Origin of the sequence: Vibrio sp. PBL-C16 (assembly GCF_034321865.1) — a bacterium.
In the GTDB taxonomy this organism is placed as follows: domain Bacteria; phylum Pseudomonadota; class Gammaproteobacteria; order Enterobacterales; family Vibrionaceae; genus Vibrio; species Vibrio alginolyticus.
The window spans coordinates 141,260-168,256 of the sequence record NZ_JAXLNY010000002.1 but is presented as its reverse complement, the minus strand read 5'-3'; the positions used below and the strand labels follow the sequence as shown (position 1 = coordinate 168,256).

The following is a 26,997-nucleotide window of genomic DNA, read 5'->3' as shown; positions in this document are numbered from 1 at the left end:
TCAATCGTCAATTAGTAACCACGCTCTGCAATAATTTTATCTGCGAAGTTTTTCGGCACTTCAGCGTACTCGTGAAACTCCATAGAGTAAGACGCACGGCCTTGAGTTGCAGAACGTAGATCAGTTGCGTAACCGAACATTTCGGATAGTGGTACTTGAGCACGGATGATCTTAAGACCAGCCACACCTTCGTCCATGCCTTCAATGATACCGCGACGACGGTTTAGGTCACCAACAACGTCACCCATCCAGTCTTCCGGAGTGGTTACTTCGACATTCATCATAGGTTCTAGAATCACAGGTTGTGCTTCTAGTGCACCTTTCTTGAATGCCATCGAGCCAGCGATCTTAAACGCCATCTCGCTTGAGTCTACATCGTGGTAAGAACCATCAAATAGTGTAGCTTTAATATCTAGTACAGGGTAACCCGCTAGAACACCACTATTCATTTGCTCTTCGATACCTTTCGATACCGAACTGATGTATTCCTTAGGAATCACACCGCCCACGATTTCGTCTACGAATACGAAACCTTCACCAGGCTCAGAAGGCTCAAGTTTGACCCAAACATGACCGTATTGACCACGACCACCTGATTGACGAACAAACTTACCTTCAACTTCCGCTTTACCACGAATGGTTTCACGGTAAGCAACCTGAGGTTTACCAACGTTACAATCAACGCTGAATTCACGCTTCATACGATCAACGATAATGTCTAGGTGAAGTTCACCCATACCTGAGATCAGAGTCTGACCTGATTCGTCGTCCGTTTCCACGCGGAATGATGGATCTTCCGCTGCTAGTTTACCTAGCGCGATAGCCATTTTCTCTTGGTCTGCCTTAGAACGAGGCTCTACAGCAATCTGAATAACTGGTTCAGGGAACTCCATGCGCTCTAGAATCACTTTGTGGTTCTGATCACACAGCGTGTCACCTGTGGTTACGTCTTTCAGACCGATAGCAGCTGCAATATCACCAGCGCGAACTTCTTTCACTTCTTCACGCTTATTCGCATGCATCTGAACGATACGACCGAAACGCTCTTTCTTCTCTTTTACTGAGTTGTAAACAGCGTCACCCGAGTTTACAACACCGGAGTAAACACGCATGAAAGTTAACGTGCCCACGAATGGGTCAGTCGCAATCTTAAACGCTAGCGCAGAGAAAGGTTCGTTGTCGTCAGCATGACGCTCAACTTCATTTTCTCTTTCGTCGACACCTTTAATTGCAGGTACGTCAACAGGCGATGGCAAGAACTCAACTACTGCATCCAGTACCGCTTGAACACCTTTGTTCTTAAACGCACTACCACAAGTAGCCAGTACGATTTCGTTATTTAGTGTGCGAGTACGTAGAGCTTGTTTGAGCTCAGCTTCAGTCAATTCACCTTCTTCAAGGTACTTGTCCATCAGCTCTTCGCTAGCTTCAGCAGCGGATTCAACCATGTGGTTGCGCCACTCTTCAGCAAGTTCAATCATGTCAGCTGGGATGTCTTCGTAAGTAAACGAAGTGCCTTGATCGGCATCATTCCAGTTGATCATTTTCATCTTGATAAGGTCGATGACACCTCTGAACTCATCTTCCGCACCAACGTTCAGCTGGATTGGAACAGGAGTCGCACCAAGACGATTCTTAATTTGGTTCACAACGCGTAGGAAGTCTGCGCCCGCACGGTCCATCTTGTTTACAAATACCAAACGTGGAACGTGGTATTTGTCTGCTTGACGCCATACAGTTTCAGACTGAGGTTCAACACCAGATGAGCCACAGAACACAACCACAGCACCATCAAGTACACGAAGAGAACGCTCTACTTCGATAGTAAAGTCAACGTGTCCAGGGGTATCAATGATGTTTACGCGATGCTCAGGGAACTGTGCTTCCATACCACGCCAGAATGTAGTAGTCGCAGCGGATGTGATAGTGATACCACGCTCCTGCTCCTGCTCCATCCAGTCCATGGTTGCTGCACCATCGTGAACTTCGCCGATTTTGTGAGAAAGGCCAGTGTAGAACAGAATACGCTCAGTTGTGGTTGTTTTTCCTGCATCTACGTGAGCACAGATACCGATATTACGGTAGAGCTCAATAGGAGTTTTACGAGCCACGATTGTATCCTCTTACTAAGGTGTACCTTAGAGTATAGAAAAGTGCTGCGAGAGAACCTCGCAGCACAGAAGGTATTACCAACGGTAATGAGCGAACGCTTTGTTTGCGTCAGCCATGCGGTGAACGTCTTCACGTTTCTTAACCGCAGTACCTTTGTTCTCAGACGCGTCTAGCATTTCAGCAGCTAGGCGTTGAGCCATAGATTTTTCACCACGCTTGCGCGCAGCTTCAACCAACCAACGCATAGCAAGTGCGTTACGGCGAACCGGACGTACTTCTACAGGTACTTGGTAAGTTGAACCACCAACACGGCGAGATTTAACCTCTACCGCTGGGCGAACGTTTTCAAGAGCTTCTTCAAAAATAGCTAAGTGGTCTTTACCAGACTTTTCAGCCATAGCATCTAGTGCAGTGTAAACGATTTTCTCTGCAGTAGATTTTTTACCGTCAACCATTAGGATGTTAACGAATTTTGCCAGCAATTCAGATTTGAATTTTGGATCTGGAAGGATCTTACGCTGACCAATGACGCGACGACGTGGCATGGATTTATCTCCGTTGTCTTCTTCAGGTTTTATCCAAAACTTTTCAGTTTTTTCAAAAAATTAAAAATAATTTAGTGTTTGGCCTTACTTAACGGAATCCATTAAGACTTAGGACGCTTCACACCGTACTTAGAACGACCTTGTTTACGGTCATTTACGCCAGCACAGTCTAGTGCGCCGCGAACAGTGTGGTAACGCACACCTGGAAGGTCTTTAACACGACCACCACGGATTAGAACAACTGAGTGCTCTTGAAGGTTGTGACCTTCACCGCCGATGTACGATGTAACTTCGAAGCCGTTTGTCAGACGTACACGACAAACTTTACGAAGTGCTGAGTTAGGTTTTTTAGGTGTAGTAGTGTAAACACGAGTACATACACCACGTTTTTGTGGGCACGCTTCTAGTGCAGGCACGTTGCTTTTAACAACTTGCTTTGCACGTGGCTTACGTACCAACTGGTTAATAGTTGCCATTAACTAGCTCCTGATTTACTTGAAAGTAAGCTTTGTGAAAAATCTATCCCCAACTGCCAATGCAGTTAGGGACGCAAAATTCTATGCAGCAGTGAGAGGTGTGTCAAGAAATATACGGATCTTTTTTGTTCAATTAGAACAATTCATCCGTAAAGCTTTGTCGACAGCAAATCTTGTTCAATCCCAAGTTAGGGATTTATCCTGTTTTGCTGTTAGTTCAACGAAGCCTGAGTAATTCACAATCGTCAGCGATGGACTGATACGATTTGCAATACCGCGAGCTTGCGCATCGCTCTCTAACACAAATACGCTGCGGTTTTTTAGATGGGAAAATGCTTTATGTTGCGAGTTAGCAGCGTACACTGCATCTTCTATAAGTAAGATGTCATCCTGTTCACTGCATAAGGGCATGGCGTCTTCTAGAGCAGAGACTGTTTTTATGATGTGTAACATACCTTCCTCAAAAAGACAGTAGCTTGCCAGCGTGTTGTAACTTATCTTTGAGCTGTTCTGAGCTTAACGCTTGGGCTTCAATGACTAAATCCGCTTGCGCCAAACCTCGCTGGGTTAACGACTCTGAACACACAAAGACTTGTTCGATGTCGTATAAATCGAAAAGCTTTAACATCGGCGCGTAATCTTTACTCAAAATATTGTTGGGGTTTTGTCCGAGTAGAAGCTGGTATACCCCGTCACCCACGAAAATGACGCTGATATCTTCACAGTAAGCCGACGCGGCTAACAGTGCATCCACACCTTCACGACCAGCTGCACTGCCATGTGGCGCACTACGAAATAGATAAGTTAACTGACTCAAAACTGTACCACTCTGTCTTGGGTTAACATCGCTTCAGCTAGGCTACCTAAGCCTGCTTGTTCAAAACCATCGGCTAGATTGTTCTGAACCAAACCATGTTGATTCGCTTCTTCTTCACTTACAATCCCGCGACGCAAAGCAGCCGCGACACAAGTTTCTAGGCGAACACCATGCTCTTTAGCCAAAGACTGCCACGCCTTATTGAGATCAAATTCATCGTTAGCTGGCACACTCAAAGCAGTACCATTAGTCACACCATCTTGATAAAAGAAGACGCTCACTAGCTGATGGCCTTGCTCTATCACCGCTTTGGCGAACTGATAAGCACTGCGCGCTGACTGGCTGCCATAAACGGGACCATTCACCACTAACGTGTAAGTCAGTTTGCTCACCTTTCATCATCCTCGGTTTTACGTTGACGAATGTACAAGTAAACGGTGTGTTTTGAAATATTAAGGCGATCCGCGACACGGTTGATGGCATCTTTAATATCGAAGATACCTTTGTCGTACAACTCCATCACGATCTGGCGATTTTTGGTGTTGTTAGACACGGATTTATCCGCATTGATCTCTTCGATGGTGCGTTCAACAGTTTGGTCCACCAGCTCTTCTACGTCACTAGCAAAGTTGACCGAGGAAGCCGCTTCTTTCGCTTCTTGCGTCGGCATGAAAGACTGAAGGACTTGCGAGAAAGGCGCATCCAAGTTGACGTTGATACACAACAAACCAATCACGCGATTTTCGCCATTACGAATAGCGACAGTAATCGACTTCATCAACACGCCACCTTTTGCACGGGTAAAGTACGAACGTGAGAAGTTGCGCTCCGAGCCTTCGATGTCTTTTAGCATCTTAAGCGCTAAATCAGTGATTGGTGAGCCGACTTGGCGCCCCGTGTTTTCACCGTTAGCGATTTTAATTGCAGAGGTATTTAAGTCTTCTAGAGAGTGAAGAACGATTTCACAAAATGGACCTATCAGGCTGGCGATACCATCCACGACCGCCTCATAAGATCTTAAAATGATTTTGTCGTGCTCGGTAAACGGCATCACGTTAACGGATTCCATTTCGAGCAACATCTCCGCGTTTATTGTTTCTGTAGTTGTCATAAGCCTTCGAGCGAAAAATCAACAAATTGGTGTAAGTTTATCAGAAAATTTGAAAAGCAACCTAGCAAACTCACCAACTAGTGACCTAGAACAAAAAAGGCCCGTTAAACGGACCTTTTTCAATAACTTATCGCAGCTTATTGTTATTGCTCTGCGTTGTCGTTCTCAACTTTTAGCAGCTCAACTTCAAATACTAGCGTTGAGTTAGCAGGAATGCTTGGTGTGTCTTGGTCACCGTATGCTAGCTCTGGCGGGATAACGAATTTGAATTTAGAACCCACAGGCATTAGCTGAACACCCTCTGTCCAACCTGGGATTACACGGTTAAGTGGGAACGTTGCAGGTTCACCACGATCGTATGAGCTGTCGAACTGAGTACCGTCGATCAGAGTACCTTTGTAGTGTACTTGAACCGTATCAGTGTCTTTTGGCTTCTCACCTTCAGCTGGTGTCATTACTTGGTATAGAAGACCTGTATCTGTCTTCACTACGCCTTCTTGCTTCTCAAACTCAGCTCGGAAATCATCGCCAGCTTTTTTCGCTTCAGCTGCTTTCTCAGCCGCTTGTGCTTGCATCTTTTCTGCAACACGCTTGTCTAGAGATTCTAGTGCTGCACGTGTTTCTTCTTCATTCAATTCAGCATTGCCTTTGAAGACGTCTTCGATACCTTTTAGTACCAAATCTTTGTTAAGATTAATGCCGATTTCGCTTGGCTTGTCGATGCTTGTGCTTAGGTAGTTAGCAAATGAAACACCGATTGCGTATGCCGCTTTGTCGTCGTCGGTTTTAAAGTGAACCGCTTTACCGGTTTCTGCTTGAACTTGTTCTGCTTGAGGTGCGGTTTCTGTTTTAGTTTCTTCTTTCTGACAACCTACCGCTAGCATAACTGTTGCAGCAAGTAGCGACACTTTTAAAACTGATTTCATTAAATTCTCCCAATAATGGCTCTGCCATTGGTTGTTGTGCACAAATCTTCTATGAGACTAGTGAAGACAATCGTTATACCAATATACTAGCTATATGTCTTAAGACACAAACCGGATTATTAGATGTGATGCAAAGAATTTTTCATTTATTCCTATATTTAATTGTCATCACCACGTTAAATGGTTGCTTTTTCGCCGAGCGTGAAGTGCAGCGTTGGCCGATAGAACCTCAAGGTGCGACGAGCTTCGCACTTAGCAGAGATGGACGGTTTGCTCTGCTCTATTCTCAACAACGTCATTTGATGTTGTGGGACCTAGAGCAAAATGAACAACTAGCCAACCTGGGTGAACTCGATGCCGATGCCAATGTGGTTTCCCATATCCGCATATCTGACAATGGTCGCTACGCAATTACAGCAAGCCAAATGAACTTCGCAGTTTGGGACCTAGGCTGGACGCAATCCGAAGGCCTTTGGTCTATCTCTGATGCGCTCATTCGCGACGTTGATATCACCAGTAATGGTGAACAAGTTCTGCTTGGGTTATCCAACGGTAAAGCAATTTATGTCAACTTAGTCACCGGGCGTCGCATGGAGTTCCTTGCACATCGTGAAAAAGTCAATTCCGTGGCCATTTCTCCTAATGGGCGCTTCGCCCTAACCGGAGGTAATGACTATAAAGCGTATCTGTGGGACACCGAAACCGGACAAGTACTACGAACCTTCGAACATGAACAACGAATTGTTCGCGTGGCCCTGCAAAGAGATGGAAAATTAGCAATGACATCTGATGGCGGAAACCAAGCGATTGTTTGGGATTTAAAAACTGGACAAGAAGTCACACAGTTGAGCAGTTGGTCACGCCAATTAATTTTCTCTACCGCACGATTTTCTGACGACGGGACTCAACTAGTCACAGGAAGCCCTTCTGGCCGTGTGTCAATATGGGATACTCAAACCGGAAAACGAATGAGTGGATTTGAAGTGGAGCCCAAAAAAGACACTCGCCCTCCCCGTGCGGTCGTGTATGATGCAGCCTTTGATTCAAAACAACGCGTAATTACTGCTACCTCAGCAGGTATTGCCCAAGCTTGGCAGTTAGAGAACGGATCATGACAGAAAAAATCATTCAGCAATTGGAAGCACGCATTAATGACTTAGAATGTCAGCTTGCGTTCCAAGAACAGACTATTGAAGATCTGAACGGCGCTTTATCGCAGCAACAACTGCAAATTACCAAGATGCTCGATCAGATGAAATATGTGGTAGGTAAAGTAAAAAATATGGACTCGTCGAATTTAGCCGATCCGTCAGAAGAAACCCCACCACCGCATTATTAAAATGCAGGCTCAAATAGCATAAAGCCCAGAACATGTTCTGGGCTTTGTTGTATTAATTACTTAAGAAGGTACTCAAGAGGAAGCTATTCGTCGGCGTAGATTTTAACGCTCAGCTCGCCTTGCGTATTAATGCCTGCTCGGTACATGCCAGAACTGTTCATCGCAAAGTGCATCTCACCTTTAGCATCAATGGCAATCAAACCGCCCTCTCCGCCCATCTGTTTGAGATCACCTTGGATAATGTGTTCACAAGCCGTATGAATATCTTCTTGTAAGTAACGCATACGTGCTGCAACGTCTTCCGCAACACGTTTACGAATAAAGAACTCACCGACACCCGTAGTGGAAACTGCCACAACGCCATTTTCGGCCACCGTACCACAACCAATCAGAGCCGAATCTCCGACTCGGTTGTATTTCTTATTCGTCACGCCACCCGTACTGGTGGCAGCGGCTAAGTTGCCTTGTTGGTCCAATGCCACCGCACCAACCGTACCGTGCTTACGGTCATCTGGGTAACGAGATTCCGACAAAGCAAATAGTCCTTTCTCACGCATAGACAGCAACTGCTCATATCGGCGATCAGTAAAGAAGTAATCTTGCTCGGTATACTCATGGCCTTGCTCAAAAGCAAACGTCTCTGCGCCCTCACCCACCAACAACACATGATTGCTGTTTCGCATCACGTCACGAGCGAGTTCAATTGGGTTTCTGATATGACGAACCCCAGCGACCGCGCCTGCTGCAAGGTTTCGCCCATCCATCACAGAAGCGTCCATTTCAACCATTTCGTTGTTGGTCAGCACTGAGCCTTTACCCGCATTAAAGTTAGGAGAGTCTTCCAATACTTTCACTGCCGCTACGACGGCATCTAAGGCTTCACCGCCCGTGTCTAGAATTTGATGTCCCGCTTTTACCGCAGCTTCTAAATCCGCCAAGATGGATTGTTGCAGCTCATCGCTCATCTGTTCACGCAAGATGGTGCCCGCACCACCATGAATGGCAATCGAGAAAGGTTTCGTCATCGCTTTGTCCAACTGTTATTCCTTGTATGGTTGGCACTACACCTTAGATAAACAAAAAGCGCAAGTTGAAAACTCAACTTGCGCTTTTCAAAGCTTTGCTAGATTAGATTATCTAGTGAAGGAGCTTATGATTAGTGAGAACCACAGCTACCGCCGCCACAGCAGCCGCCTTCTTCTTCGTGATCGTGGTCATGATCGTGACCACCACAACAGCCACCACCTTGATGGATGTGACCGTGTTCGATCTCTTCTGCTGTTGCTTCACGTGTAGACATAACTTCTACTTCGAAAGTTAGTGTTTGACCAGCTAACATATGGTTACCGTCAACAACCACTTCGTTGCCGTCAACTTCTGTTACTTCAACAGGGATTGGACCTTGGTCAGTGTCAGCTAGGAAGCGCATGCCCACTTCGATTTGCTCAACGCCTTGGAACACGTCCGCAGGAACGCGCTGTACTAGCGCATCGTTGTGCTCACCGTAAGCTTCTTCAGGAGCTACCGTTACTGAGAACTTGTCGCCAGCCACTTTACCTTCAAGTTCTTTTTCAAGACCTGTGATTAGGTTGTTGTGACCGTGAAGGTAATCTAGAGGTGCTTCTGCTGTTGATTGATCAACAACGACACCGTCTTCCATCATTACTTTGTATGCAAGGCTTGCAACAACGTTCTTTTCAATTTTCATACTAACTCCAGGGAGATTAATTGACTTAACCTGAATGGGGTTAAGTACTGAGATATCTGGGTGTATTATGGGGATCAATTATCGAAGTTCAATTACTCCGGCTTAAAAATTCCGATCATTTCCTGATCTGAGTGTTTATTTTTCTCTACAGATTGTGGTTTGCGCTGCTCTGTAAACTCACACTCGACACACTCAACTAATTCGATGTTATTTTCAATCCACCAGCGCAGGGTATCTTGCTGGCTGCAATTTGGGCAGCTAGCGCCGGCAATAAAACGTTTCTTGATTTTCACGCTATTTCCTTAACTTGAGTCTTGGCTCAAGTACTACTTCCAATGATTAGGTGACTGATGGTCGCTCTCCATTTCACGACCAAATATTTCTTCTAGCTCTTTGCGGGCCTCTTTCGCTCTTTGAGCTAATTTCTTATCTTCATTGTGTTGAGGCAATAAGTCCTTAAGCATAGCATTATCCAACTTGCGAAAATGTGCTTCTGCCCGCTTTGCTTGATAAGGATGCATACCCAGTTCTACGAGCGCTTGGCGACCGAGATCTAGCGCCCCTAAAAATGTTTCACGAGAGTAATTCTCTACACCATGACTCATTAACTGGTAAGCCTCGACACGGCTTCTTGCTCGGGCTAACAACTTAAGTTTCGGGAAGTGCACGCGACAAATGTCCACGATGGCCATCACCTCATCAGGTGAATCAGTACAAATAATCAATGCTTCCGCTTTATCAGCGCCAGCAGCCCTCAATAGGTCAATTTGTGTAGCATCGCCATAAAACACTTTGTAACCATACTTACGTAATAGGTGGATTTGGCTGGCATCACTTTCTAATACTGTCACTTTGATTTTATTGGCATACATTAAACGTCCGACGATCTGGCCGAAACGTCCAAAGCCTGCAATGATAACGCGTGGTCGGCGATCCACGACTTTCGTGGTCATGCCCTCTTCTTCTTGATTCAGGGTATGAGCAAACCACTTCTTTTGTCCCATCAGCAAAAGAGGAGTCGTCACCATGGATAGACTGACCACCACCAACAGAAACGCCACTTGCTCTTTGGACAAAATGCCCTCTTGGCTCGCCGCGGTAAATATGACAAAGGCAAACTCACCGCCTTGGCTCAAAATTGCAGCCATACGGCTTCTCGCTTTGGCTCCGACACGGGCAGCTCTCGCCAATGCATACAAAACCAAACCCTTAACCACGACCAAAGCCACCACCGCACCGAGAATCTCTAAAGGGTGTAATGCCAATAACCCCAAGTTTACCGCCATGCCCACCGCAATAAAGAATAACCCCAACAACAGACCTTTAAATGGCTCGATAGCGATTTCCAGCTCATGGCGATACTCACTCTCTGCAAGCAAAACGCCTGCTAAAAAAGTCCCCAATGCCATCGAAAGGCCGAGCTTTTGCATCACGACCGAAATGCCAAGCACGACTAAAAGTGCAGCAACGGTAAAGAGCTCACGAACGCCGCTCATCACGACAAAACGAAATAGCGGACGTAGTAAAAAGTGACCACCAATCAACAGTGCTACCACACTGCCTAAAATAGTGAAGACATCCAACCAACTTCCACCACTATGCCCGCCTGCTAGCAAGGGCAACATCGCCAGCATCGGGATCACTGCAATATCTTGAAAGAGCAGCACCGCAAAACCAGATTGCCCCGTTTCGGTACCATTAAGCCCTTGCTCTTCAATGACTTTAAGCGCAATCGCCGTCGAGGACAGCGCCAACCCCATCCCGATCACCAAACTCACTTGCATGCTTACGCCAAACATACTGACGACACTACCAATCACGGCGGTCGTGACCACAACCTGCGCACCGCCTAAACCTAAAATCGGCCCTCGCATCTGCCACAATTTTTTAGGGTTTAATTCCAGCCCTATCAAAAACAGTAACAACACAACCCCAAGCTCGGCAAAATGCAAAATGGCATCAACGTCGCTAATTAAGCCAAGCCCCCATGGGCCAATCAACACACCAGCGAGTAAATAACCTAAAACCGAGCCAAGCCCAAGGCGCTGAGCAATCGGCACCGCAATAACCGCAGCCGAAAGAAAGACCACACTGCTTTGAAGAAACTCACTGGTGATCGCCATACTGACCTCCTCGCTCTGCCGCTTGCCAGTTTTCAAGTGGGTTACTCAGCCATCCACGGTATAACTCGGCATGTTCGTAGCGTTCAATATCTGAAACATTTCTTGACCAATACAACACCAGTGGTTCAATCCAGTGCATTTGACATAGGGCTGCCGTCAGTTCAAACGGTTGCAAGATTTGCTCAAGTGGGTATTTGTTGTACCCCTTCGCGCTGAAGGCTTCTTCTTTACCACCTGTTGTAATGACACTGCGCCAGTATTTTCCTTCTAGCGCCGCACCTCCGCCAAACGCAAAGCCTTTACCTAACACTCGGTCTAGCCACTCTTTTAATAGGGCTGGACATGAATACATATAAAGTGGGTGGTGAAATACAATCACATCGTGAGCGAGCAACAACTCATGTTCGTAATTCACATCAATAAAGAAATCGGGGTAAACACCGTAAAGATCGTGCACAGTGACGTGATCAAGCGACTGAGCTTTTTTTATCATCACTTGATTGGCAATCGAGTTATGTGGCTCTGGATGAGCATAAATGACCAGAACTTTTGGGAGAATAGACGGTGCAACAGCCAAATGGTCGTCCTTGTGGTTATTTTTATCCGTTATCAAATTGTTATACTTTTTTGTACAGCATAATGCAATTAAAGCGAATCAATCGACTTTTCCGGCCAATACCCCTACTATTCACCGCTAGATATATACCCAAGTGGCTTTAAAAACGATTGAAACCACTTCGCTATGTAACCAAGCAACGCGCACTGCGCAAAGTGAATGAAAACTTTATGATTACCTTCTCTGATATTCAGTTACTGCGTGGCGGTAAACCTCTTTTAGACCAAGCTTCTGCGACTATTCACCCTGGCGATAAAGTCGGTCTTGTGGGCAAAAACGGCTGCGGTAAATCAACGCTGTTTGCCCTACTGAAAGATGAACTGTCAATTGATGCTGGCTCATTTAGCCAACCTCAACACTGGGAGTTGGCCTGGGTCGCACAGGAAACGCCTGCGCTAGAGCGCACTGCACTGGAATACGTCATTGATGGTGATCGCGAGTACCGCGCTCTCGAAAAGCAGTTAGCTGAAGCAGAAACACAAGACAACGGAACCCTAGTTGCCGAGATACACGGTAAAATTGAAACCATTGGTGGTTACAGCATTCGCGCTCGCGCTGCCGAACTGCTTGATGGTCTAGGCTTTAGTCAAGAGCAAATGAGTTGGAACCTGACTCAGTTCTCGGGTGGTTGGCGTATGCGCCTTAACTTGGCTCAAGCGCTATTATGTCGTTCTGATCTACTGCTACTCGACGAACCAACCAACCACTTGGATTTGGACGCGGTAATGTGGTTAGAGCGTTGGCTACAAAACTACCCTGGCACGCTGATTCTGATCTCGCACGACCGTGACTTCTTGGATCCGATCGTTGGTCGCATCATTCACATCGAGAATCAGCAGCTGAACGAATACACGGGTAACTACTCGTCATTCGAAAACCAACGCGCACAAAAGATGGTGTTACAACAAGCGATGTTTGAAAAGCAACAGAAGCAGATGTCTCACATGCAAAGCTACATCGACCGCTTCCGTTACAAAGCATCAAAAGCACGCCAGGCTCAAAGCCGTATTAAAGCTTTGGAGCGCATGGAGAAAGTGTTACCAGCTCAATTCGATAACCCATTTAGCTTCCAATTCCGTGAGCCAGCTGCGCTGCCAAACCCAATCATGATGATGGATGAAGTATCTGCAGGTTACGGTGACAACCTCATCTTAGAGAAGATCCGCTTGAACTTGGTTCCTGGCAGTCGTATTGGTCTACTCGGCCGTAATGGTGCGGGTAAATCGACATTAATCAAGCTGCTCTCTGGTGAACTTAACGCGCAAGGTGGTGACCTAACTTACTCACAAGGCGTGAAAATTGGTTACTTCGCTCAGCACCAGTTAGAAACGCTTCACCCTGAAGAAACGCCGCTGCAACACATGATGCAAATCGCACCCGATCAAACCGAACAGCAGCTACGTGATTACCTAGGTAGCTTTGGCTTCCAAGGTGACAAAGCACTAGAAAAAGTTGCGCCGTTTTCTGGTGGCGAAAAAGCCCGTTTGGTATTGGCTTTAATTGTGTGGCAAAAGCCAAACCTGTTGCTACTTGATGAACCGACCAACCACTTAGACTTGGACATGCGCCAAGCACTTACGATGGCACTGCAAACATTCGAAGGTGCGATGGTGATTGTTTCGCACGACCGCTATTTACTGCGCGCTACGACCGATGACTTGTATTTAGTGCATGATCGACAAGTTGCTCCGTTCGACGGTGATTTAAATGACTATTATAAATGGTTAACCGAACAACAAAGAGCGGAACGCAAAGAAGCGCAGGCTGCGCAGCCAAGCAAAGATACGGCCAACAGCGCAGCTGCGAAGAAAGAGCAAAAACGTCGCGATGCAGAGTTTCGAAAACAGACAGCGCCAATTCGCAAAACGCTGACACAACTAGAAAATAAAATGGATAAGTTAGGTGCTGCACTGGCCGAAGCTGAAGAACAATTGGCGGACAACTCACTGTATGCGGCCGAAAATAAAGCTAAACTTAACCAAGTGCTGGCACTTCAAGCTTCCAGTAAAGCTGAGCTCGAAGAAATTGAAATGGAATGGATGTCTGCTCAAGAAACGTTGGAGCAGATGGAGCTAGAGTTTAATCAATGAGTAATCAACACGCTGAATACACACTCACCCTAGAACACCTTTGGCAGTTTAGTCTGCAGTTTTATGGTGTGCGAGAAGTGAAAGAGGCGTGCTTATCATTGCAAAACAACTACCACGGTAACGTGAACCTACTCCTGCTGCTCAGATGGCTCGATGAGCAGCAACTCATTTTCCAAGAAAAAGACTGGCCCTTGGTGCAAGACTGTCTAGGTAGAAGCGAAACTTTACTTCACTCCTTTCGCGACCTTCGTCGCCACCTTAAGTCTCAAGTCAATGACGCTTTGTATCGTGAGACCTTGCAGTTTGAGCTGCAACTAGAAAAGCAGCAACAAGCGGATTTGGTGGACTGCATTAACTCACTTGCACTACTCAAAAATGATGGTGACCCACTGACGTTGAGATACTGTCGTCAACTCGGTGGGGAGCATTTGCAGCAAGCCTTTGCTATGCCGGTGCCAAACATTCAACCACCAAAACGCCCATAAATCTGTAGAATACCTATAATCTTTATAAAGGATTATATTAATAAGTTCTTCAACGGACACCGAAGGACCGCATAAGAGCAGTTAGGTATGACACAATTTTTCGCAGCCGCCGGGATCAAAAACCCGCATCTCCAAACGCTTTTGCCGCGTTTTATTCGCAAAAAAGCGTTGTTTACGCCGATTTGGCAAACCCTCGATACATCCGATGGCGACTTTCTCGATCTCGCGTGGAGCGAGGACCCAACCCAAGAGCCTGCACAAAAAAAGCCGATTTTTGTTTTATTTCATGGGTTAGAGGGGTGCTTCTATAGCCCTTATGCCAATGGGCTAATGAATGCATTTGCTCAATCTGGATGGCTGTCGGTGATGATGCATTTTCGTGGCTGCAGCGGTAAACCAAACAAAAAAGCACGAGCTTACCACTCGGGTGAAGTGACGGATGCTCGTTACTTCCTAGAGCACCTTGAACAACGTTTTCCTGATAATCCCAAAGTTGCAGTTGGTATTTCTCTTGGCGGTAACATGTTGGCGAATTATTTAGCCCAATATAAAGACCACCCTATTTTGAATGCAGCGACTATTATCTCAGCGCCTTTAGACCTAGCGGCGTGTGCGAACCGTATTGAACAAGGCTTTTCGAAAGTGTATCGCCGTTATCTGCTTTCTTCACTGAAACGTAACGCGTTACAAAAGCATCATCTATTGCACGGCGAGCTTGCGCTGTCCTACAACTCAATAAAACGTGTCACAAGATTGTATGAATTCGATGATTTGATCACGGCACCACTGCACGGTTTTAAAGACGCACAAGATTATTACGATCAATGTTCTGGCTTAAGTAAACTACAGCAAATCACGCTACCCACACTGATCATCCATGCCAAAGACGATCCGTTCATGACCGATGATGTGATACCGAAGTTTGTTTTGCCAGATAACATTGATTACCGTCTCTTTGAACACGGTGGCCATGTTGGCTTCCTAACAGGAACGGCGTTAAAACCTAAGTTTTGGTTGGAGGAAGCGCTGCCCGCGTATTACGAAAGTATCGCCGCAGATTACCTTTCTGCTGTATCCAAGCAACGAACGCAGTAAACTAGCCGCTCATCATAAAAGTTAGAGGTATTTATGATCATTCCATGGCAAGACATTGCGCCGGAAACATTGGAAAACTTAATTCGTGAATTCGTCTTACGCGAAGGAACGGATTACGGAACCGTCGAGGTTTCTTTGCAAGACAAAATTGATCAAGTTAAAGCTCAATTGGAAAAAGGTGAAGCGGTTATCGTGTTCTCTGAGCTACACGAAACCGTCGATATTCAACATAAAACAAAATTTTAGACCCTTCACATTTTACCGTATCCCACTCGATGACAAGGTATTGTTACGTGCTATAGTGGGATATCGACCGTGCAGTAGTAACTCTACTGCACATTACAGGTAAGTAATTTTCGACAAGGTTTGTCATGTCAGCTAAACACCCAATTATTGCGGTTACTGGTTCGTCCGGTGCCGGCACGACCACTACATCTGAAGCCTTCCGTAAAATGTTCAATATGATGAACGTTAAACCCGCATGGGTTGAAGGCGATAGCTTCCATCGCTTTACTCGCCCAGAAATGGACATCGAAATTCGCAAAGCCCGCGAGCAAGGTCGACACATTAGCTACTTTGGCCCACAAGCTAATGACTTCCCGGGATTAGAAGAGTTTTTCCGTAAGTTCGGGCATGATGGTACTGGCAGCGTGCGCCGTTATCTGCACACGTTTGACGAAGCGGTTCCCTACAATCAAATGCCAGGCACGTTTACACCGTGGCAAGACTTACCCGAAAACAGCGACGTGCTGTTTTATGAAGGGTTACATGGTGGCGTGGTCGATGGCGATGTTAATGTTGCTCAACATGTGGATTTCTTAATTGGTATGGTGCCGATTGTGAACTTAGAGTGGATCCAAAAATTCGTACGTGACACTCGCGATCGCGGCCATTCGCGTGAAGCGGTAATGGACTCAATCGTGCGATCCATGGACGATTACCTCAACTATATCACTCCGCAGTTTTCTCGTACTCACATCAACTTCCAGCGCGTACCGACCGTTGATACTTCCAACCCACTTAATGCAAAAGGCATCCCTAGTTTGGATGAGAGTTTTGTGGTGATTCGCCTACGCGGTATCAAGAATGTCGACTTCCCATATCTGCTGGCCATGATTGATGGCTCATTCATGTCACGCCACAACACGATTGTCGTACCCGGCGGTAAGATGAGCTTTGCAATGGAGCTCATAGTTCGGCCTATCCTACAACAGCTCATCGAAACAGGGAAAATTGGCTAAAAACCTGCCTGCGAAGATGTTTACTTTTCATACCGTGATCATGTGCACAGTTTTGCTTACAAAATCTCAATCATGGCACGATTAAAATCAAGAAATCGTTTTCGAAAAAGGATACTATTTCTTACCGAAACACAAGAGAGCTTGCAGCATATAAAAAGTGCTCTTATTCTAGTAGGCCTAATTCAGGCTTAGCTAAAATATGGATAGCGCAAGCGTACCCTGCAGAGGAAGTGAGATATTATGGTTCTAGGTAAACCTCAAACCGACCCAACATTAGAGTGGTTTCTTTCACACTGTCATATTCATAAGTACCCTTCAAAGAGCACGCTAATTCACGCGGGCGAAAAGGCAGAAACTTTGTACTACATCGTTAAAGGTTCTGTTGCGGTTCTTATCAAAGACGAAGAAGGTAAGGAGATGATCCTTTCTTACCTAAACCAAGGAGACTTTATTGGTGAACTTGGTCTATTCGAGGAAGACCAAGAGCGCACAGCTTGGGTTCGTGCTAAATCTCCTTGTGAAGTTGCTGAAATTTCTTTCAAGAAGTTCCGTCAGCTTATCCAAGTAAACCCAGACATCCTAATGCGTCTTTCTGCGCAGATGGCTCGTCGTCTTCAAGTAACTAGCCAAAAAGTGGGTGACCTGGCGTTCCTAGACGTAACTGGTCGTATCGCTCAGACGCTTCTGAACCTTGCAAAACAACCAGACGCAATGACTCACCCAGACGGCATGCAAATCAAGATCACTCGTCAAGAAATCGGTCAAATTGTTGGCTGTTCTCGTGAGACAGTAGGTCGTATCTTGAAGATGCTAGAAGAGCAGAACCTAATCTCTGCTCACGGTAAAACCATCGTGGTTTACGGTACTCGTTAATCTCGAACTAGAGTGACACGAACAAAATTATAAAAGCCACCAATGGCAACATTGGTGGCTTTTTATTTACTCATGACCAAATGAGATAGGGTGCAGCGAACACTAATGAGTAAGCTTAACAGGTTAACCCTAAAACTTAGCCATTCGTACTTTCAAAGATTTTGTCAGCTGAAGCGGCCACGAAACCTGGGTACAAATCACCATTTTCCATCGGATAGCGCTTAGCAAATTCATAAAACCCGCCAGGGATAATTTCAGTGCCTTCGCTAAAACGAACCGCTACTTTATCTGCCATGGTCGATGACTGCTCTAGCAACACCTCAGGAGTGCCCTTCACTTCACCACCATTTTCATTAATGGTAAACCCAGCGGTACGCAGATGATCGTTTACCTGCTTCACTTCTTCATATTCATTGAGCTGGTTAACGCTCACCGTGAAGTGGTTTGCTCCGTAACCATGCGCCGCAAGCCAAGATGCGTACTCACTTTCTTTAGCCAACGTTTGGTAATCAGCAAAGCTTAAATCCCACAAGCGTCCACCATGTAAGAATGCGCTATCTTTCAGCTTGTCAGCATCGATTTGTGCCACCAAATTTTTCACAATCTCTTGTAGCTCAGGCGAGCACTCTTCAACTTTTAGCTCACTAATAAATACTTTAGGTTGCTTCGGATCTGGGTGCTCATAGTGCTTAGCAACCAGCTTTTTGCTTTCGAAAATGTAATCACCACACGCCTTGTAACCAATAGCTACAAATGGCTTAGCTAGAGTTTCAATACCAAGAGGCGCGATATTGAAGGTACGTAAAGCTATATGATCATTAATCAGAGGCTCATCTTCTTGAAGCAGCTGATGCACTTTAGCAGCCGAAGGGCAAAGACGTTGAATGTAATCTTGCCATAGCGATTCAAATAACACATCGGGCGTCATAACGACTCCTTGTTACGAGATGTAGAGTTTAAAGGTAAGCGGAAGTTGGCTGCTCGTTCACAACAAAAGTTGTCCAGAATAATGAACGAGCAACCATCAACCTGTGACGGTAAATGCCAGTCAGTCAACACGCTTTTCCGAGTCTTTGCTCACTTTTCGTGTTCTGCCAACGATCACTACAACCCATACCTAAATGATGCGCCGGCAAGGTGAGCCGCAATGCATAGTTGCGACTCTATTATTAAAACTTATAGCGCTACACCTGGACTCAATGTTGCAGGCAAGACAGTCTCTTGACCTTCCATTGATGCCATTGGGTACGCACAGTAATCTGCTGCGTAGTAAGCGCTTGGGCGCAAGTTACCCGACGCCCCCGGACCACCAAATGGCGCATCACCGCTTGCCCCAGTAAGCTGGCGGTTACGGTTCACGATTCCTGCACGAATGTGGTCAACGAAGTATTCCCATTCTTGGTCGTCGGTTGAAACCAAACCAGCAGATAAGCCAAAGCGCGTATCGTTTGCTAGCGCCACGGCTTTGTCTAATCCTTCGTAGCGCACCACTTGCAGAAGTGGGCCGAAGTACTCTTCATCTGGTAACTCAGCAATGTTCGTTACATCAATGATGCCTGGAGAAACAAACGCCGCCTCTCCTGCTTTCGCTTCAATCAAGCTTTCACCGCCAAGAGACTGTAGATTAGCTTGTGCATCAAGAATAAACTTGGCTGCCGCGACCGAAATTTGCGGTCCCATAAATGGCGCAGGTTCTGCAAATGGTTGGTCTACGCGAATATTGCGTGTCGCTTCAACGAGTTTGGTGATAAGCGCATCGCCTTTTTCACCCAATGGCACATACAAACGACGAGCACACGTACAACGCTGCCCAGCACTGATAAACGCTGACTGGATGATGGTGTAAACCGTGGCATCCAAATCACCATATTTATCAGAGATCACCATCGGGTTATTACCACCCATTTCTAGTGCGAGCATCTTGCCCGGTTGACCCGCAAATTGACGGTGTAATACATGCCCCGTATTTGCGCTACCCGTAAACAGTACGCCATCGATGCCTTTTGCGTCAGCGAGCGCGATACCAGTTTCTTTCGCGCCTTGAACAAGGTTAATCACGCCTTTCGGCAGACCGGCTTCTTCCCATAGCTTCATTGCCAATTCACCCGTCCATGGCGTTTGCTCAGACGGTTTGAAGACTACCGTGTTACCAGCCAGTAGCGCAGGCACAATGTGACCATTTGGTAGGTGGCCTGGGAAGTTGTAAGGACCAAACACCGCCATCACGCCCAATGGGCGGTGGCGCAATACGATTTGGTTGCCTGCTGCTTCACGGCTCGCCTCACCAGTGCGGTCATGATAAGCGCGAATCGAAATGGCAATTTTACCTGCCATTGCCGCTGCTTCAGTGCGCGTTTCCCAAATTGGCTTACCAGTTTCTTTGGCAATGACTTCGGCGATTTTTTCGCTGTTCTCTTTTACTTTCTCCGCAAAAGCCAACACGATTGCCTCACGCTCTGAAAATGGGCGCTTTTTCCAGTCAATAAACGCTTCACGCGCTGCAGATACCGCCTGGTTCACCTGCTCTGCCGTTGCACCTTTGCCTTGCCAGATCACTTCTTGGTTGTACGGCGACAGAGACGTAAATGCTTCACCCTGACCTTGTACCCATTCACCTGCAATCCAATGTGTCATTGTTTCTATCCTTAAATTCTGTCGTCTGTTACTGCGGAAGAAGGCGAACGAAATCCCCTTCTTCAACCGAAAGTGCATCCGCAACGTCTGGTGCGATCATTACGCTCTGTGTCTCTGCGTCATACGCCGCCTTAGTGACTGTCGCACGGAAGTTCTCGAAAGATGAATTACACATCAAGAAGTCTTGTGTGCTGGAATGTTCAGAGATTTTGACTTGCGCGCGGAATGAATGACGTACCGACTCAATATTACGCAGATCACACTCAACCGTTGGGCCACCATCGAAGATGTCGACGTAGCCTCGGTTGGTAAAACCTTCACGCTCAAGCAGCTTCAGCGCTGGACGCGTGTTGTCATGTACTTGACCAATCACGGCTTGCGCTTCTGGGCTGAGCAGATTGATGTAAATAGGCAGTTTCGGCATCAAGTCGGCGATAAAGCCTTTCTTGCCGATACCTGTCAGGTAATCTGCAAGAGTGAAATCGATAGAGAAGAAATGCTCTTGAAGCCATTGCCAGAATGGTGAATTACCCTCGTCGTCTGAAACGCCACGCATCTCCGCAAAGATCGTTTCAGAGAAGCGCTCTGGGTGCTCTGCCATCATTAGGAAACGACACTTCGACATTAGACGACCATTCAGACCTTGGCGGAATTTCTCACGCAAGAACAAGGTACAAATTTCGCTGTTACCAGTGTAGTTATTACCAAAAGTAAGCAGTTTAACGACGTTGTTAACGCCAAGCTTTGGCGACGAGTGCACAACTTTACTAATGTGATATGAGTAAAATGGGACATCCCAGCCGATAGATGCTTCGATTCCGGTGGTACCCGCAACCTCACCCGTTTCAGAGTCAAAGCCAACCATCAGGTAGCCTTCATCGCCTGGTTCTGCCACATCTGGCTTACCAAAGCTGTACTCTGAATGTTTGATTCGATTGGTTAACAGTTCTTCGTTAACCGGTAGAGATGTAAATCCGTGACCAGACTCCACCGCACAAGTGTGCAGTGCGTCGTAATCCGACATCGCGATAGGGCGAACTACTAGCATCAATACTCCCTCCAGATGCAAGAAGATCCTAACTATATTGTAGGAACAATTCCCCCATCAGAGATCCTTGACGGGGGTGTCTGCGTTGACGTTTAAACTGATATCGCGCTTAAACTAAAGTCGCGATCGCTTTATCCAGTTTCGCCAAGCCTTCTTCAATTTCTTGTTGTGTGATAACGAGTGATGGTGTGAAACGTACGACATTGGCACCCGCAACCAATACCATGAGACCTTGTTTACCTGCAGCAACCAGCACGTCACGCGCACGGCCTTGCCATTCTTCATTTAGTGCAGCGCCAAGTAATAGGCCTTGACCGCGCACTTCTGAGAAGATGTTGTACTTCGCGTTGATCTTCTCTAGACCTTCACGGAACATTGCTTCGCGTTCTAGTACACCAGCCAAAACCTCTGGCTTAGTGACTTCATTTACAACCGCTTCTGCAACCGCACACGCTAGTGGGTTACCTCCATATGTAGAACCGTGAGTGCCCACTTTCATGTGCTCTGCCAATTTTGCTGTCGTTAGCATTGCACCGATTGGGAAACCGCCACCAAGTGATTTCGCAGTACTTAGAATATCTGGCGTGATACCTAAACCTTGGTAAGCGTAGAAGTTACCTGTTCGGCCATTACCAGTTTGCACTTCATCGAAGATCAGTAAGGCGTTGTGTTTGTCACACAGCTCGCGAACCGCTTGAGCGAACTCAGGCGTTGGTGGCACGATGCCGCCTTCACCTTGTAGTGGCTCCATCATGACCGCACAAGTACGATCAGACATGTGCGCTTGTAAAGCTTCGATATCGTTGTAAGGAAGGTGTGTCACGTCGCCTGGCTTAGGACCGAAACCGTCAGAGTATGCCGCTTGGCCACCAACCGTTACGGTAAAGAATGTACGACCGTGGAAACCTTGTTTGAATGCAATGATTTCAGATTTCTCAGTGCCATGAACGTCTGCTGCATAACGACGTGCCAGCTTCAAAGCGGCTTCGTTTGCTTCTGCGCCAGAGTTAGCAAAGAACACTCGCTCAGCAAAACTCACTTCTGTTAGCTTTTTCGCCAGACGAAGGGCTGGTTCGTTCGTCATAACGTTACTTAAGTGCCAAAGCTTGTTAGCTTGCTCTGTTAGTGCGTTTACCATTACTGGATGACAATGGCCAAGACAGCTCACTGCAATACCACCAGCAAAGTCGATGTATTCATTACCTTCCTGATCCCAAACACGTGAACCTTCACCTTTAACAGGGATCATTTCCATCGGGTTATAGCAAGGTACCATTACCTCATCGAATAAACCGCGCTCTACTTTAATTTCCGTTGTCATTGCACATTCCTTCTTGATACCGCATGCGTAGCAGATAAGCGAATTTAACCGGCTCTCTTTGCCAGCAAATAATGTTTTGCATTTAAGCTATTGCGGCATTGTATTTACATTTAATTAACCATTTCAATAGTGATTTATTCTTTTCGTTCTCGAAAGTAACTTCCATTAATCACTGCTTATGACTATTTATGCATCAAGAAAGTAAAATAGAGAAGTGATTTTTTATAAATGTTATGTAATACAGGGGATAGAAGGTTTAAAAAGACATGAATAGACAAAGAGACTCGAGAGAATCGCATAGTTTTGCAATCCGCTCACCTCAGCAAAAAGATGAATGATTTGTTAAGAAAAGTGATCGCGATCAGATCGCTTTGCGTGCTAAAAAGTTCGCAAGCAACTCGTGACCTTGCTCAGTTTTGATTGATTCTGGGTGGAATTGCACCGCATCAATTGGCAAGGTTTTATGTTGGTAACCCATTATTTCATCCATGCTTCCGTCAGGCAGTTCTGTCCATGCAGTCAGTTCAAACACGTCGGGTAAAGTACCGTTTTTCACCACAAGAGAGTGATAACGGGTTACCGTGAGTGGGTTATTCAGATTTTTAAACACACTGCGACCGTTGTGACGAATTGGTGAGGTCTTGCCGTGCATCACTTGTCGAGCACGTACCACTTCCCCTCCAAACACTTGTGCAATCGCCTGATGACCAAGACAAACTCCTAGGATCGGCAACTTACCAGCGAAGTGTTCTATCGCTTTCAGTGAAATACCTGCTTCGTTCGGCGTACATGGCCCTGGCGAGATCACCAAATGAGTTGGGTTGATCGCCTCAATGCCTTGGATATCGATTTCATCGTTACGCACCACCTTTACGTCTGCACCAAGCTCGCAGAAGTATTGGTAAAGGTTGTAGGTAAAAGAGTCGTAGTTATCGATGATCAACAACATAAAGGGTCGGTTGCTCCAATCCGTTTTGGCAATGCTTACGTAGTGAATCGCCACGTTCGTGACAATCAAGGGCGGTATTTTGCTATACCAAGCAAGAAAGGCAAGTTTTTGCTGAATAAAAAGGCCAGCATAGGCTGGCCTTTGGTCTTTACAGCTATTTAGGAACTGTTTGTCAGAAAGTAAATTCGCTTAGCGGCGACGACGGAATAAGCCGAGACCTAGCAGCGCAAATAGCGCGCCAAAACCAAACGAACCACCATCTGAATCCTTCGACCCTTCTGTTCCAGTTTCAGTTTGCGTCATTGAAACATCACGAACAGAGCTAAACTTCACGATATTACCTGTCGAGTCAGTCACTTTCTCTTCTAACTGATAATTACCTTGCTCTGGCGTTTGTTCAAACTCAATATTCACGCTACGCGCATCAATATCAGCTTGAACTAAAGTTTGGCTAGCCGAGTAAGCTTTCGTATCGCTGCTTGCCGCAGCCGCTTGTGTGGATGGCGTTAAGTTCACCGTAACAATATCACCTACAACCGCCGTTGGTGGTAAACGGACATCGACGGCTAAGTTGTCACCTGCTTTCGGTAAATCGATGTCATCATCTGGTAAATCAATCGCGATGATCACTGGATCGTGGTCAGAGGCAGAGAACGCATCTTTGTACTTCGGCATATCACCGGTGTACTTGCTGCTGTATTCGAACAAGTTACTCTCTAGTGAGTTGATGTGCCAATCTTCAATTGCTACCACTTTTTGCGCTAGGCTACTGCTTGCCAATGCGTGGTCCAAATTACCCAGCTCGCCCGAATAGGTGTAAGAAAACGTATCAGTGCCGTGCAGCAACGTGTTTAAGTTGTGCAGACCGTAACCTTTTTCAATTTTGGTCTTCTCTACTTGAAGTTCACCATCACCAATGGTTGTGTAAGCAGCAGTATAAATGTCACGGCCGTATTTCTCTTTCGAGTAATCAGTCAGTGTCAGAAGTGGGTCTTCCATGCCATAAGCATTGAGGTCGCCCATGAGCAATACATCGCCTTTCACCTCTTTCAACGCTTCACCCACTGCGTGCGCAGCAGAAACGCGGAAGTTGTTACAGTTGCCTTGCAGATCCGCTGGCTCAGAATCTTCTACACCAGCAATCCACTCTTCAATACACTCAGAGCCTTTCGACTTAAAGTGGTTTACGACAATAGACAAATCTTCACCCGTCTCTTTCACCGTAAAGGTCTGAAGTAGACTGTGGCGTTGGTACTTATCGTAAGCAGGGTTACTTTCTGTGCCCTCTTTACGAGTAATTGTGTTTTCTGCAATGTGCTGCTCTGGCGTGATGATCACTTTTGCAGCGTCTTTTGGCGTTACTGCGTTAGCACGATATAAAATCGCCACCATGATCGCATCACTGCCAAAGTATTCGTCTTGGTATTTGTCTTGCTCTTCGATTTCGACATACGTGTAATGATCTTCAGCGTCATCAATCTCAGCATTTAGGGCATCAACTAAGTTTTGGATAGCACTGCCATCACCAAAGCCGTTGTTTTCCACTTCCATCAAACCAATGATGTCAGCGTCCATCTTGTTCATCGCCGCAACGATTTTCGCTTGTTGGATCAGGAACTCATCTAGGTTAGTCGCACCACGGTTTTGTCCGGTTGGGTTTTCATGGCCACTGTCAGCCACGGAGTTGAAGTAGTTCAGTACGTTGAAGCTTGCAATACGCAAATCTGAGTCCGCAATCGCTGGGGCATCTTTACGAGCCACATCGAAGCCTTCACCTGAAGTCACAAAGTTGGTGTTATCGACTTCATTGGTCGCAATCAGGCGGTATTCGTTGTAGCTGTAAGCCACGACACTCTGAAGACCTTCTACTCGAGAACCAAGGCGAATGTGCTGCTCTGAAGAGCCATCTTGGTCTGCATCTTTAGCAAAATCTGGGTAGTATGGGATTTGGCCGTTTGGTGCTTTGCCATCTGATTCTAGGTATACGCGGTTTGCTGCGTTGTCTTTTGCTAGCTCAACGGCTGCATCGCTCTCTGCCGCGTGTAATTGAGTCGGCTTTAACAATGGCGCTTCATGAGAGAGCATCATATTGTTACGACGTGAATCGTAGTCGTAAGAGAAGTTGCGAGTTACAAACAAGTCACTTGCCGAGGTCAACTCAACTTGCATCCCTTCATGACGCTCTAGCGCATCACGTAGTGTCTCACCTTCTTTGATAACAAGATCGGTAACTCGAGAGGTTTCAGAGGTGCCTGTTTTCACATAGCTGTTAGCATCAGAAGCAAGCTGAGTATTGCTGTAATACTCTTGAACTTTACCTTTCACACAAACAACGTCACCAGCTTTCAGCGCCGTGTCTGCCGCGTCAGTATGAATGAACAAGCCTTCTGAGGTCTTGTCGTTGTTGTCGCTTTCTAATGCTTGTAGGTAGAAACCTTTGGTTAGGCCAGTGGTAACAGCAGTCACGACACCCGTTACGAAATGATCTTCGTCAGTAATGTATGGGTAACCATCAATGAATGGAGACGTATCGCCTTCACCTTGAATATCTTGGATGGTAGTGAAGTTAGGTTGCTGACCGTCGACTTCACAAGCGAATGGTGCTGGTGGCTCAGTCGCATTTAGCTCACCAAGGCCGTCAATGTTGTCTTTCTCAAATGCCGTCCACTGAGATGCATCATAAGTAGCAGAAGGGGTTAGTGCATCACTGTTACGAACTAATGTGGTGTCTTTACCAAAATCTACGTCACCCATCATACCGATGATGTCGTGCACTTCACCATCTTTAAGCAGTGCGATCGGGTCGTCACCGTTAAAGTTCGCAACGCTTTTATCTGTGATATCGGCGACAGCTTTGATGGCATCGCTCGCGTCACCATGCGCCAGTACATACACTTGGTTAGCTTGTATCGTCACTTGGCTAAGGTCGAATGTGCTGCCCCAAGTACCACCACCGTTTGATGATTTCGCCAACTCGTAGCCAGTGAGTGTCACCGCAGTATCACCCGTATTAGCGATCTCTACCGCTTTATTATAAGCGCCGCCTTCTACGTATTGGGAAATAATAATCTCTGCGTTCGCGTTTGCACTAAGTGCACTGGCGATGGTTAATGCGAGTATTGAGGGTTTGATTAACGTGTCCATTGTCATACCTGATATTTATGTAAATGCAAACTTAGCTCTGGTTAGAGCCTGCCATTTGCGTCTACTATCAGGTTTATTTATGAAATAAATAAGAATGAGTAATTAAAGCCGTGAAATGAATCACATGTGAATATAAGAAAATATGCCAGAGCATCCCATTCAAACATTTTTTGTAATAAATACAGAGCGCTATTGATAAACAAGTCAGAATTTAGATTGATTACTCAGTTTACTTTTTCACTTCATGTTAAGGAGTAGAAAATACATCACTTGTTGAGTTGCTTATTAATCCAACCGTTCCTGTTACAAATAAAAATATAATTAGTCACTAATTTAGAATGCTT

The 26,997-nt window shown here is 46.1% G+C and carries 27 protein-coding genes; 8 read left to right on the top strand and 19 right to left on the bottom strand.

Annotated features, from left to right (window positions below; translation table 11 throughout):
• Positions 1-11: 11 nt before the first annotated feature.
• From fusA to fkpA, 8 genes are all read right to left on the bottom strand, one after another.
• Complete coding sequence (gene fusA, locus UQW94_RS08990) at positions 12-2,111, bottom strand: elongation factor G (RefSeq protein WP_005382794.1); 2,100 nt, start codon at positions 2,109-2,111, stop codon at positions 12-14.
• 75 nt (positions 2,112-2,186) lie between these two features.
• A complete protein-coding gene (rpsG, locus tag UQW94_RS08985) occupies positions 2,187-2,657 on the bottom strand; it encodes a 30S ribosomal protein S7 (RefSeq protein ID WP_005382796.1) in 471 nt (156 codons plus the stop codon).
• Positions 2,658-2,758: 101 nt separating this feature from the next.
• Positions 2,759-3,133, bottom strand: coding sequence for a 30S ribosomal protein S12 (gene rpsL, locus UQW94_RS08980; RefSeq protein WP_004399892.1), 375 nt, complete (start codon positions 3,131-3,133; stop codon positions 2,759-2,761).
• Between the two features lie 177 nt (positions 3,134-3,310).
• Positions 3,311-3,586, bottom strand: a complete 276-nt coding sequence (tusB, locus tag UQW94_RS08975; protein ID WP_005382799.1) for a sulfurtransferase complex subunit TusB — start codon at positions 3,584-3,586, stop codon at positions 3,311-3,313.
• A 7-nt stretch (positions 3,587-3,593) separates the two neighbouring features.
• Complete coding sequence (gene tusC, locus UQW94_RS08970) at positions 3,594-3,950, bottom strand: sulfurtransferase complex subunit TusC (protein ID WP_213898832.1); 357 nt, start codon at positions 3,948-3,950, stop codon at positions 3,594-3,596.
• Positions 3,947-4,342, bottom strand: a complete 396-nt coding sequence (tusD, locus tag UQW94_RS08965; RefSeq protein ID WP_017821752.1) for a sulfurtransferase complex subunit TusD — start codon at positions 4,340-4,342, stop codon at positions 3,947-3,949. The genes tusC and tusD overlap by 4 nt, the downstream gene beginning before the upstream one ends.
• The gene (locus tag UQW94_RS08960) at positions 4,339-5,061 is read right to left on the bottom strand and encodes a helix-turn-helix transcriptional regulator (RefSeq protein ID WP_005382804.1); all 723 of its coding nucleotides are present in this window, start codon (positions 5,059-5,061) and stop codon (positions 4,339-4,341) included. Before UQW94_RS08960 ends, tusD begins: the two co-directional genes overlap by 4 nt.
• A gap of 143 nt (positions 5,062-5,204) precedes the next feature.
• Positions 5,205-5,987 carry an FKBP-type peptidyl-prolyl cis-trans isomerase gene (gene fkpA, locus UQW94_RS08955; RefSeq protein ID WP_017821751.1) on the bottom strand — a complete coding sequence of 261 codons (783 nt, stop codon included), beginning with the start codon at positions 5,985-5,987 and terminating at the stop codon, positions 5,205-5,207.
• A 128-nt stretch (positions 5,988-6,115) separates the two neighbouring features.
• Between fkpA and UQW94_RS08950 the strand changes: the two genes are divergently transcribed.
• Entirely contained in the window at positions 6,116-7,102 is a 987-nt protein-coding gene (locus tag UQW94_RS08950) for a WD40 repeat domain-containing protein (protein WP_005381457.1), read from the top strand.
• On the top strand, positions 7,099-7,326 hold the full coding sequence (locus UQW94_RS08945; protein WP_005381455.1) for a SlyX family protein: 228 nt from the start codon (positions 7,099-7,101) through the stop codon (positions 7,324-7,326). Before UQW94_RS08950 ends, UQW94_RS08945 begins: the two co-directional genes overlap by 4 nt.
• Before the next feature lie 83 nt (positions 7,327-7,409).
• Here the strand turns inward: UQW94_RS08945 and UQW94_RS08940 are convergent, their stop codons facing one another.
• From UQW94_RS08940 to kefG, 5 genes are all read right to left on the bottom strand, one after another.
• Positions 7,410-8,351 carry an isoaspartyl peptidase/L-asparaginase family protein gene (locus UQW94_RS08940; protein WP_064377072.1) on the bottom strand — a complete coding sequence of 314 codons (942 nt, stop codon included), beginning with the start codon at positions 8,349-8,351 and terminating at the stop codon, positions 7,410-7,412.
• 131 nt (positions 8,352-8,482) lie between these two features.
• Positions 8,483-9,034, bottom strand: coding sequence for a peptidylprolyl isomerase (gene slyD / locus UQW94_RS08935; protein WP_005381451.1), 552 nt, complete (start codon positions 9,032-9,034; stop codon positions 8,483-8,485).
• Between the two features lie 92 nt (positions 9,035-9,126).
• A complete protein-coding gene (locus UQW94_RS08930; protein ID WP_005381449.1) occupies positions 9,127-9,327 on the bottom strand; it encodes a YheV family putative zinc ribbon protein in 201 nt (66 codons plus the stop codon).
• Positions 9,328-9,360: 33 nt separating this feature from the next.
• On the bottom strand, positions 9,361-11,157 hold the full coding sequence (gene kefB, locus UQW94_RS08925) for a glutathione-regulated potassium-efflux system protein KefB (protein ID WP_017633740.1): 1,797 nt from the start codon (positions 11,155-11,157) through the stop codon (positions 9,361-9,363).
• Positions 11,141-11,734, bottom strand: a complete 594-nt coding sequence (kefG, locus tag UQW94_RS08920; protein ID WP_017821749.1) for a glutathione-regulated potassium-efflux system ancillary protein KefG — start codon at positions 11,732-11,734, stop codon at positions 11,141-11,143. Before kefG ends, kefB begins: the two co-directional genes overlap by 17 nt.
• Before the next feature lie 209 nt (positions 11,735-11,943).
• On the opposite strand from kefG, the gene UQW94_RS08915 reads away from it, so the two are divergent.
• The 6 genes from UQW94_RS08915 (at position 11,944) to crp (ending at position 17,557) form a co-directional block, all read left to right on the top strand.
• Positions 11,944-13,863, top strand: a complete 1,920-nt coding sequence (locus UQW94_RS08915) for an ABC transporter ATP-binding protein (RefSeq protein ID WP_136977022.1) — start codon at positions 11,944-11,946, stop codon at positions 13,861-13,863.
• The gene (locus UQW94_RS08910) at positions 13,860-14,348 is read left to right on the top strand and encodes a TIGR02444 family protein (RefSeq protein WP_005382813.1); all 489 of its coding nucleotides are present in this window, start codon (positions 13,860-13,862) and stop codon (positions 14,346-14,348) included. Before UQW94_RS08915 ends, UQW94_RS08910 begins: the two co-directional genes overlap by 4 nt.
• Before the next feature lie 87 nt (positions 14,349-14,435).
• Positions 14,436-15,443 (top strand): hydrolase, encoded by a 1,008-nt coding sequence (locus UQW94_RS08905; protein WP_033907159.1) that lies wholly within the window; start codon positions 14,436-14,438, stop codon positions 15,441-15,443.
• 33 nt (positions 15,444-15,476) lie between these two features.
• Positions 15,477-15,689, top strand: a complete 213-nt coding sequence (locus tag UQW94_RS08900; RefSeq protein ID WP_005382815.1) for a YheU family protein — start codon at positions 15,477-15,479, stop codon at positions 15,687-15,689.
• Positions 15,690-15,814: 125 nt separating this feature from the next.
• A complete protein-coding gene (locus UQW94_RS08895) occupies positions 15,815-16,684 on the top strand; it encodes a phosphoribulokinase (protein ID WP_005381434.1) in 870 nt (289 codons plus the stop codon).
• Between the two features lie 240 nt (positions 16,685-16,924).
• Positions 16,925-17,557, top strand: coding sequence for a cAMP-activated global transcriptional regulator CRP (crp, locus tag UQW94_RS08890; RefSeq protein WP_005381432.1), 633 nt, complete (start codon positions 16,925-16,927; stop codon positions 17,555-17,557).
• Between the two features lie 136 nt (positions 17,558-17,693).
• On the opposite strand, the gene UQW94_RS08885 is transcribed toward crp, so the two are convergent.
• From UQW94_RS08885 to UQW94_RS08860, 6 genes are all read right to left on the bottom strand, one after another.
• The gene (locus UQW94_RS08885; RefSeq protein ID WP_064354370.1) at positions 17,694-18,485 is read right to left on the bottom strand and encodes a DUF1338 domain-containing protein; all 792 of its coding nucleotides are present in this window, start codon (positions 18,483-18,485) and stop codon (positions 17,694-17,696) included.
• A gap of 248 nt (positions 18,486-18,733) precedes the next feature.
• On the bottom strand, positions 18,734-20,191 hold the full coding sequence (astD, locus tag UQW94_RS08880) for a succinylglutamate-semialdehyde dehydrogenase (protein WP_005381424.1): 1,458 nt from the start codon (positions 20,189-20,191) through the stop codon (positions 18,734-18,736).
• Between the two features lie 28 nt (positions 20,192-20,219).
• Positions 20,220-21,239 (bottom strand): arginine N-succinyltransferase, encoded by a 1,020-nt coding sequence (gene astA / locus UQW94_RS08875; RefSeq protein ID WP_005381422.1) that lies wholly within the window; start codon positions 21,237-21,239, stop codon positions 20,220-20,222.
• 109 nt (positions 21,240-21,348) lie between these two features.
• Entirely contained in the window at positions 21,349-22,560 is a 1,212-nt protein-coding gene (locus tag UQW94_RS08870) for an aspartate aminotransferase family protein (RefSeq protein WP_005381420.1), read from the bottom strand.
• A 361-nt stretch (positions 22,561-22,921) separates the two neighbouring features.
• A complete protein-coding gene (locus UQW94_RS08865; RefSeq protein ID WP_033907164.1) occupies positions 22,922-23,509 on the bottom strand; it encodes an aminodeoxychorismate/anthranilate synthase component II in 588 nt (195 codons plus the stop codon).
• Positions 23,510-23,698: 189 nt separating this feature from the next.
• On the bottom strand, positions 23,699-26,653 hold the full coding sequence (locus tag UQW94_RS08860; RefSeq protein ID WP_322142200.1) for an ExeM/NucH family extracellular endonuclease: 2,955 nt from the start codon (positions 26,651-26,653) through the stop codon (positions 23,699-23,701).
• Between the last annotated feature and the right edge of the window lie 344 nt (positions 26,654-26,997).

What these genes read in the sequence shown, in the direction of transcription:
- crp (WP_005381432.1), top strand. Translation starts at nt 16,925, where the DNA reads ATGGTTCTAGGTAAACCTCAAACCGACCCAACATTAGAGTGGTTTCTT.
- UQW94_RS08885 (WP_064354370.1), bottom strand. Translation starts at nt 18,485, where the DNA reads ATGACGCCCGATGTGTTATTTGAATCGCTATGGCAAGATTACATTCAA.
- UQW94_RS08905 (WP_033907159.1), top strand. Translation starts at nt 14,436, where the DNA reads ATGACACAATTTTTCGCAGCCGCCGGGATCAAAAACCCGCATCTCCAA.
- UQW94_RS08915 (WP_136977022.1), top strand. Translation starts at nt 11,944, where the DNA reads ATGATTACCTTCTCTGATATTCAGTTACTGCGTGGCGGTAAACCTCTT.
- UQW94_RS08895 (WP_005381434.1), top strand. Translation starts at nt 15,815, where the DNA reads ATGTCAGCTAAACACCCAATTATTGCGGTTACTGGTTCGTCCGGTGCC.
- UQW94_RS08960 (WP_005382804.1), bottom strand. Translation starts at nt 5,061, where the DNA reads ATGACAACTACAGAAACAATAAACGCGGAGATGTTGCTCGAAATGGAA.
- astA (WP_005381422.1), bottom strand. Translation starts at nt 21,239, where the DNA reads ATGCTAGTAGTTCGCCCTATCGCGATGTCGGATTACGACGCACTGCAC.
- slyD (WP_005381451.1), bottom strand. Translation starts at nt 9,034, where the DNA reads ATGAAAATTGAAAAGAACGTTGTTGCAAGCCTTGCATACAAAGTAATG.
- UQW94_RS08870 (WP_005381420.1), bottom strand. Translation starts at nt 22,560, where the DNA reads ATGACAACGGAAATTAAAGTAGAGCGCGGTTTATTCGATGAGGTAATG.
- UQW94_RS08900 (WP_005382815.1), top strand. Translation starts at nt 15,477, where the DNA reads ATGATCATTCCATGGCAAGACATTGCGCCGGAAACATTGGAAAACTTA.
- UQW94_RS08910 (WP_005382813.1), top strand. Translation starts at nt 13,860, where the DNA reads ATGAGTAATCAACACGCTGAATACACACTCACCCTAGAACACCTTTGG.
- UQW94_RS08865 (WP_033907164.1), bottom strand. Translation starts at nt 23,509, where the DNA reads ATGTTGTTGATCATCGATAACTACGACTCTTTTACCTACAACCTTTAC.
- astD (WP_005381424.1), bottom strand. Translation starts at nt 20,191, where the DNA reads ATGACACATTGGATTGCAGGTGAATGGGTACAAGGTCAGGGTGAAGCA.
- UQW94_RS08945 (WP_005381455.1), top strand. Translation starts at nt 7,099, where the DNA reads ATGACAGAAAAAATCATTCAGCAATTGGAAGCACGCATTAATGACTTA.
- UQW94_RS08950 (WP_005381457.1), top strand. Translation starts at nt 6,116, where the DNA reads ATGCAAAGAATTTTTCATTTATTCCTATATTTAATTGTCATCACCACG.
- fkpA (WP_017821751.1), bottom strand. Translation starts at nt 5,987, where the DNA reads ATGAAATCAGTTTTAAAAGTGTCGCTACTTGCTGCAACAGTTATGCTA.
- kefB (WP_017633740.1), bottom strand. Translation starts at nt 11,157, where the DNA reads ATGGCGATCACCAGTGAGTTTCTTCAAAGCAGTGTGGTCTTTCTTTCG.
- UQW94_RS08940 (WP_064377072.1), bottom strand. Translation starts at nt 8,351, where the DNA reads ATGACGAAACCTTTCTCGATTGCCATTCATGGTGGTGCGGGCACCATC.
- UQW94_RS08860 (WP_322142200.1), bottom strand. Translation starts at nt 26,653, where the DNA reads ATGGACACGTTAATCAAACCCTCAATACTCGCATTAACCATCGCCAGT.
- rpsG (WP_005382796.1), bottom strand. Translation starts at nt 2,657, where the DNA reads ATGCCACGTCGTCGCGTCATTGGTCAGCGTAAGATCCTTCCAGATCCA.
- tusB (WP_005382799.1), bottom strand. Translation starts at nt 3,586, where the DNA reads ATGTTACACATCATAAAAACAGTCTCTGCTCTAGAAGACGCCATGCCC.
- rpsL (WP_004399892.1), bottom strand. Translation starts at nt 3,133, where the DNA reads ATGGCAACTATTAACCAGTTGGTACGTAAGCCACGTGCAAAGCAAGTT.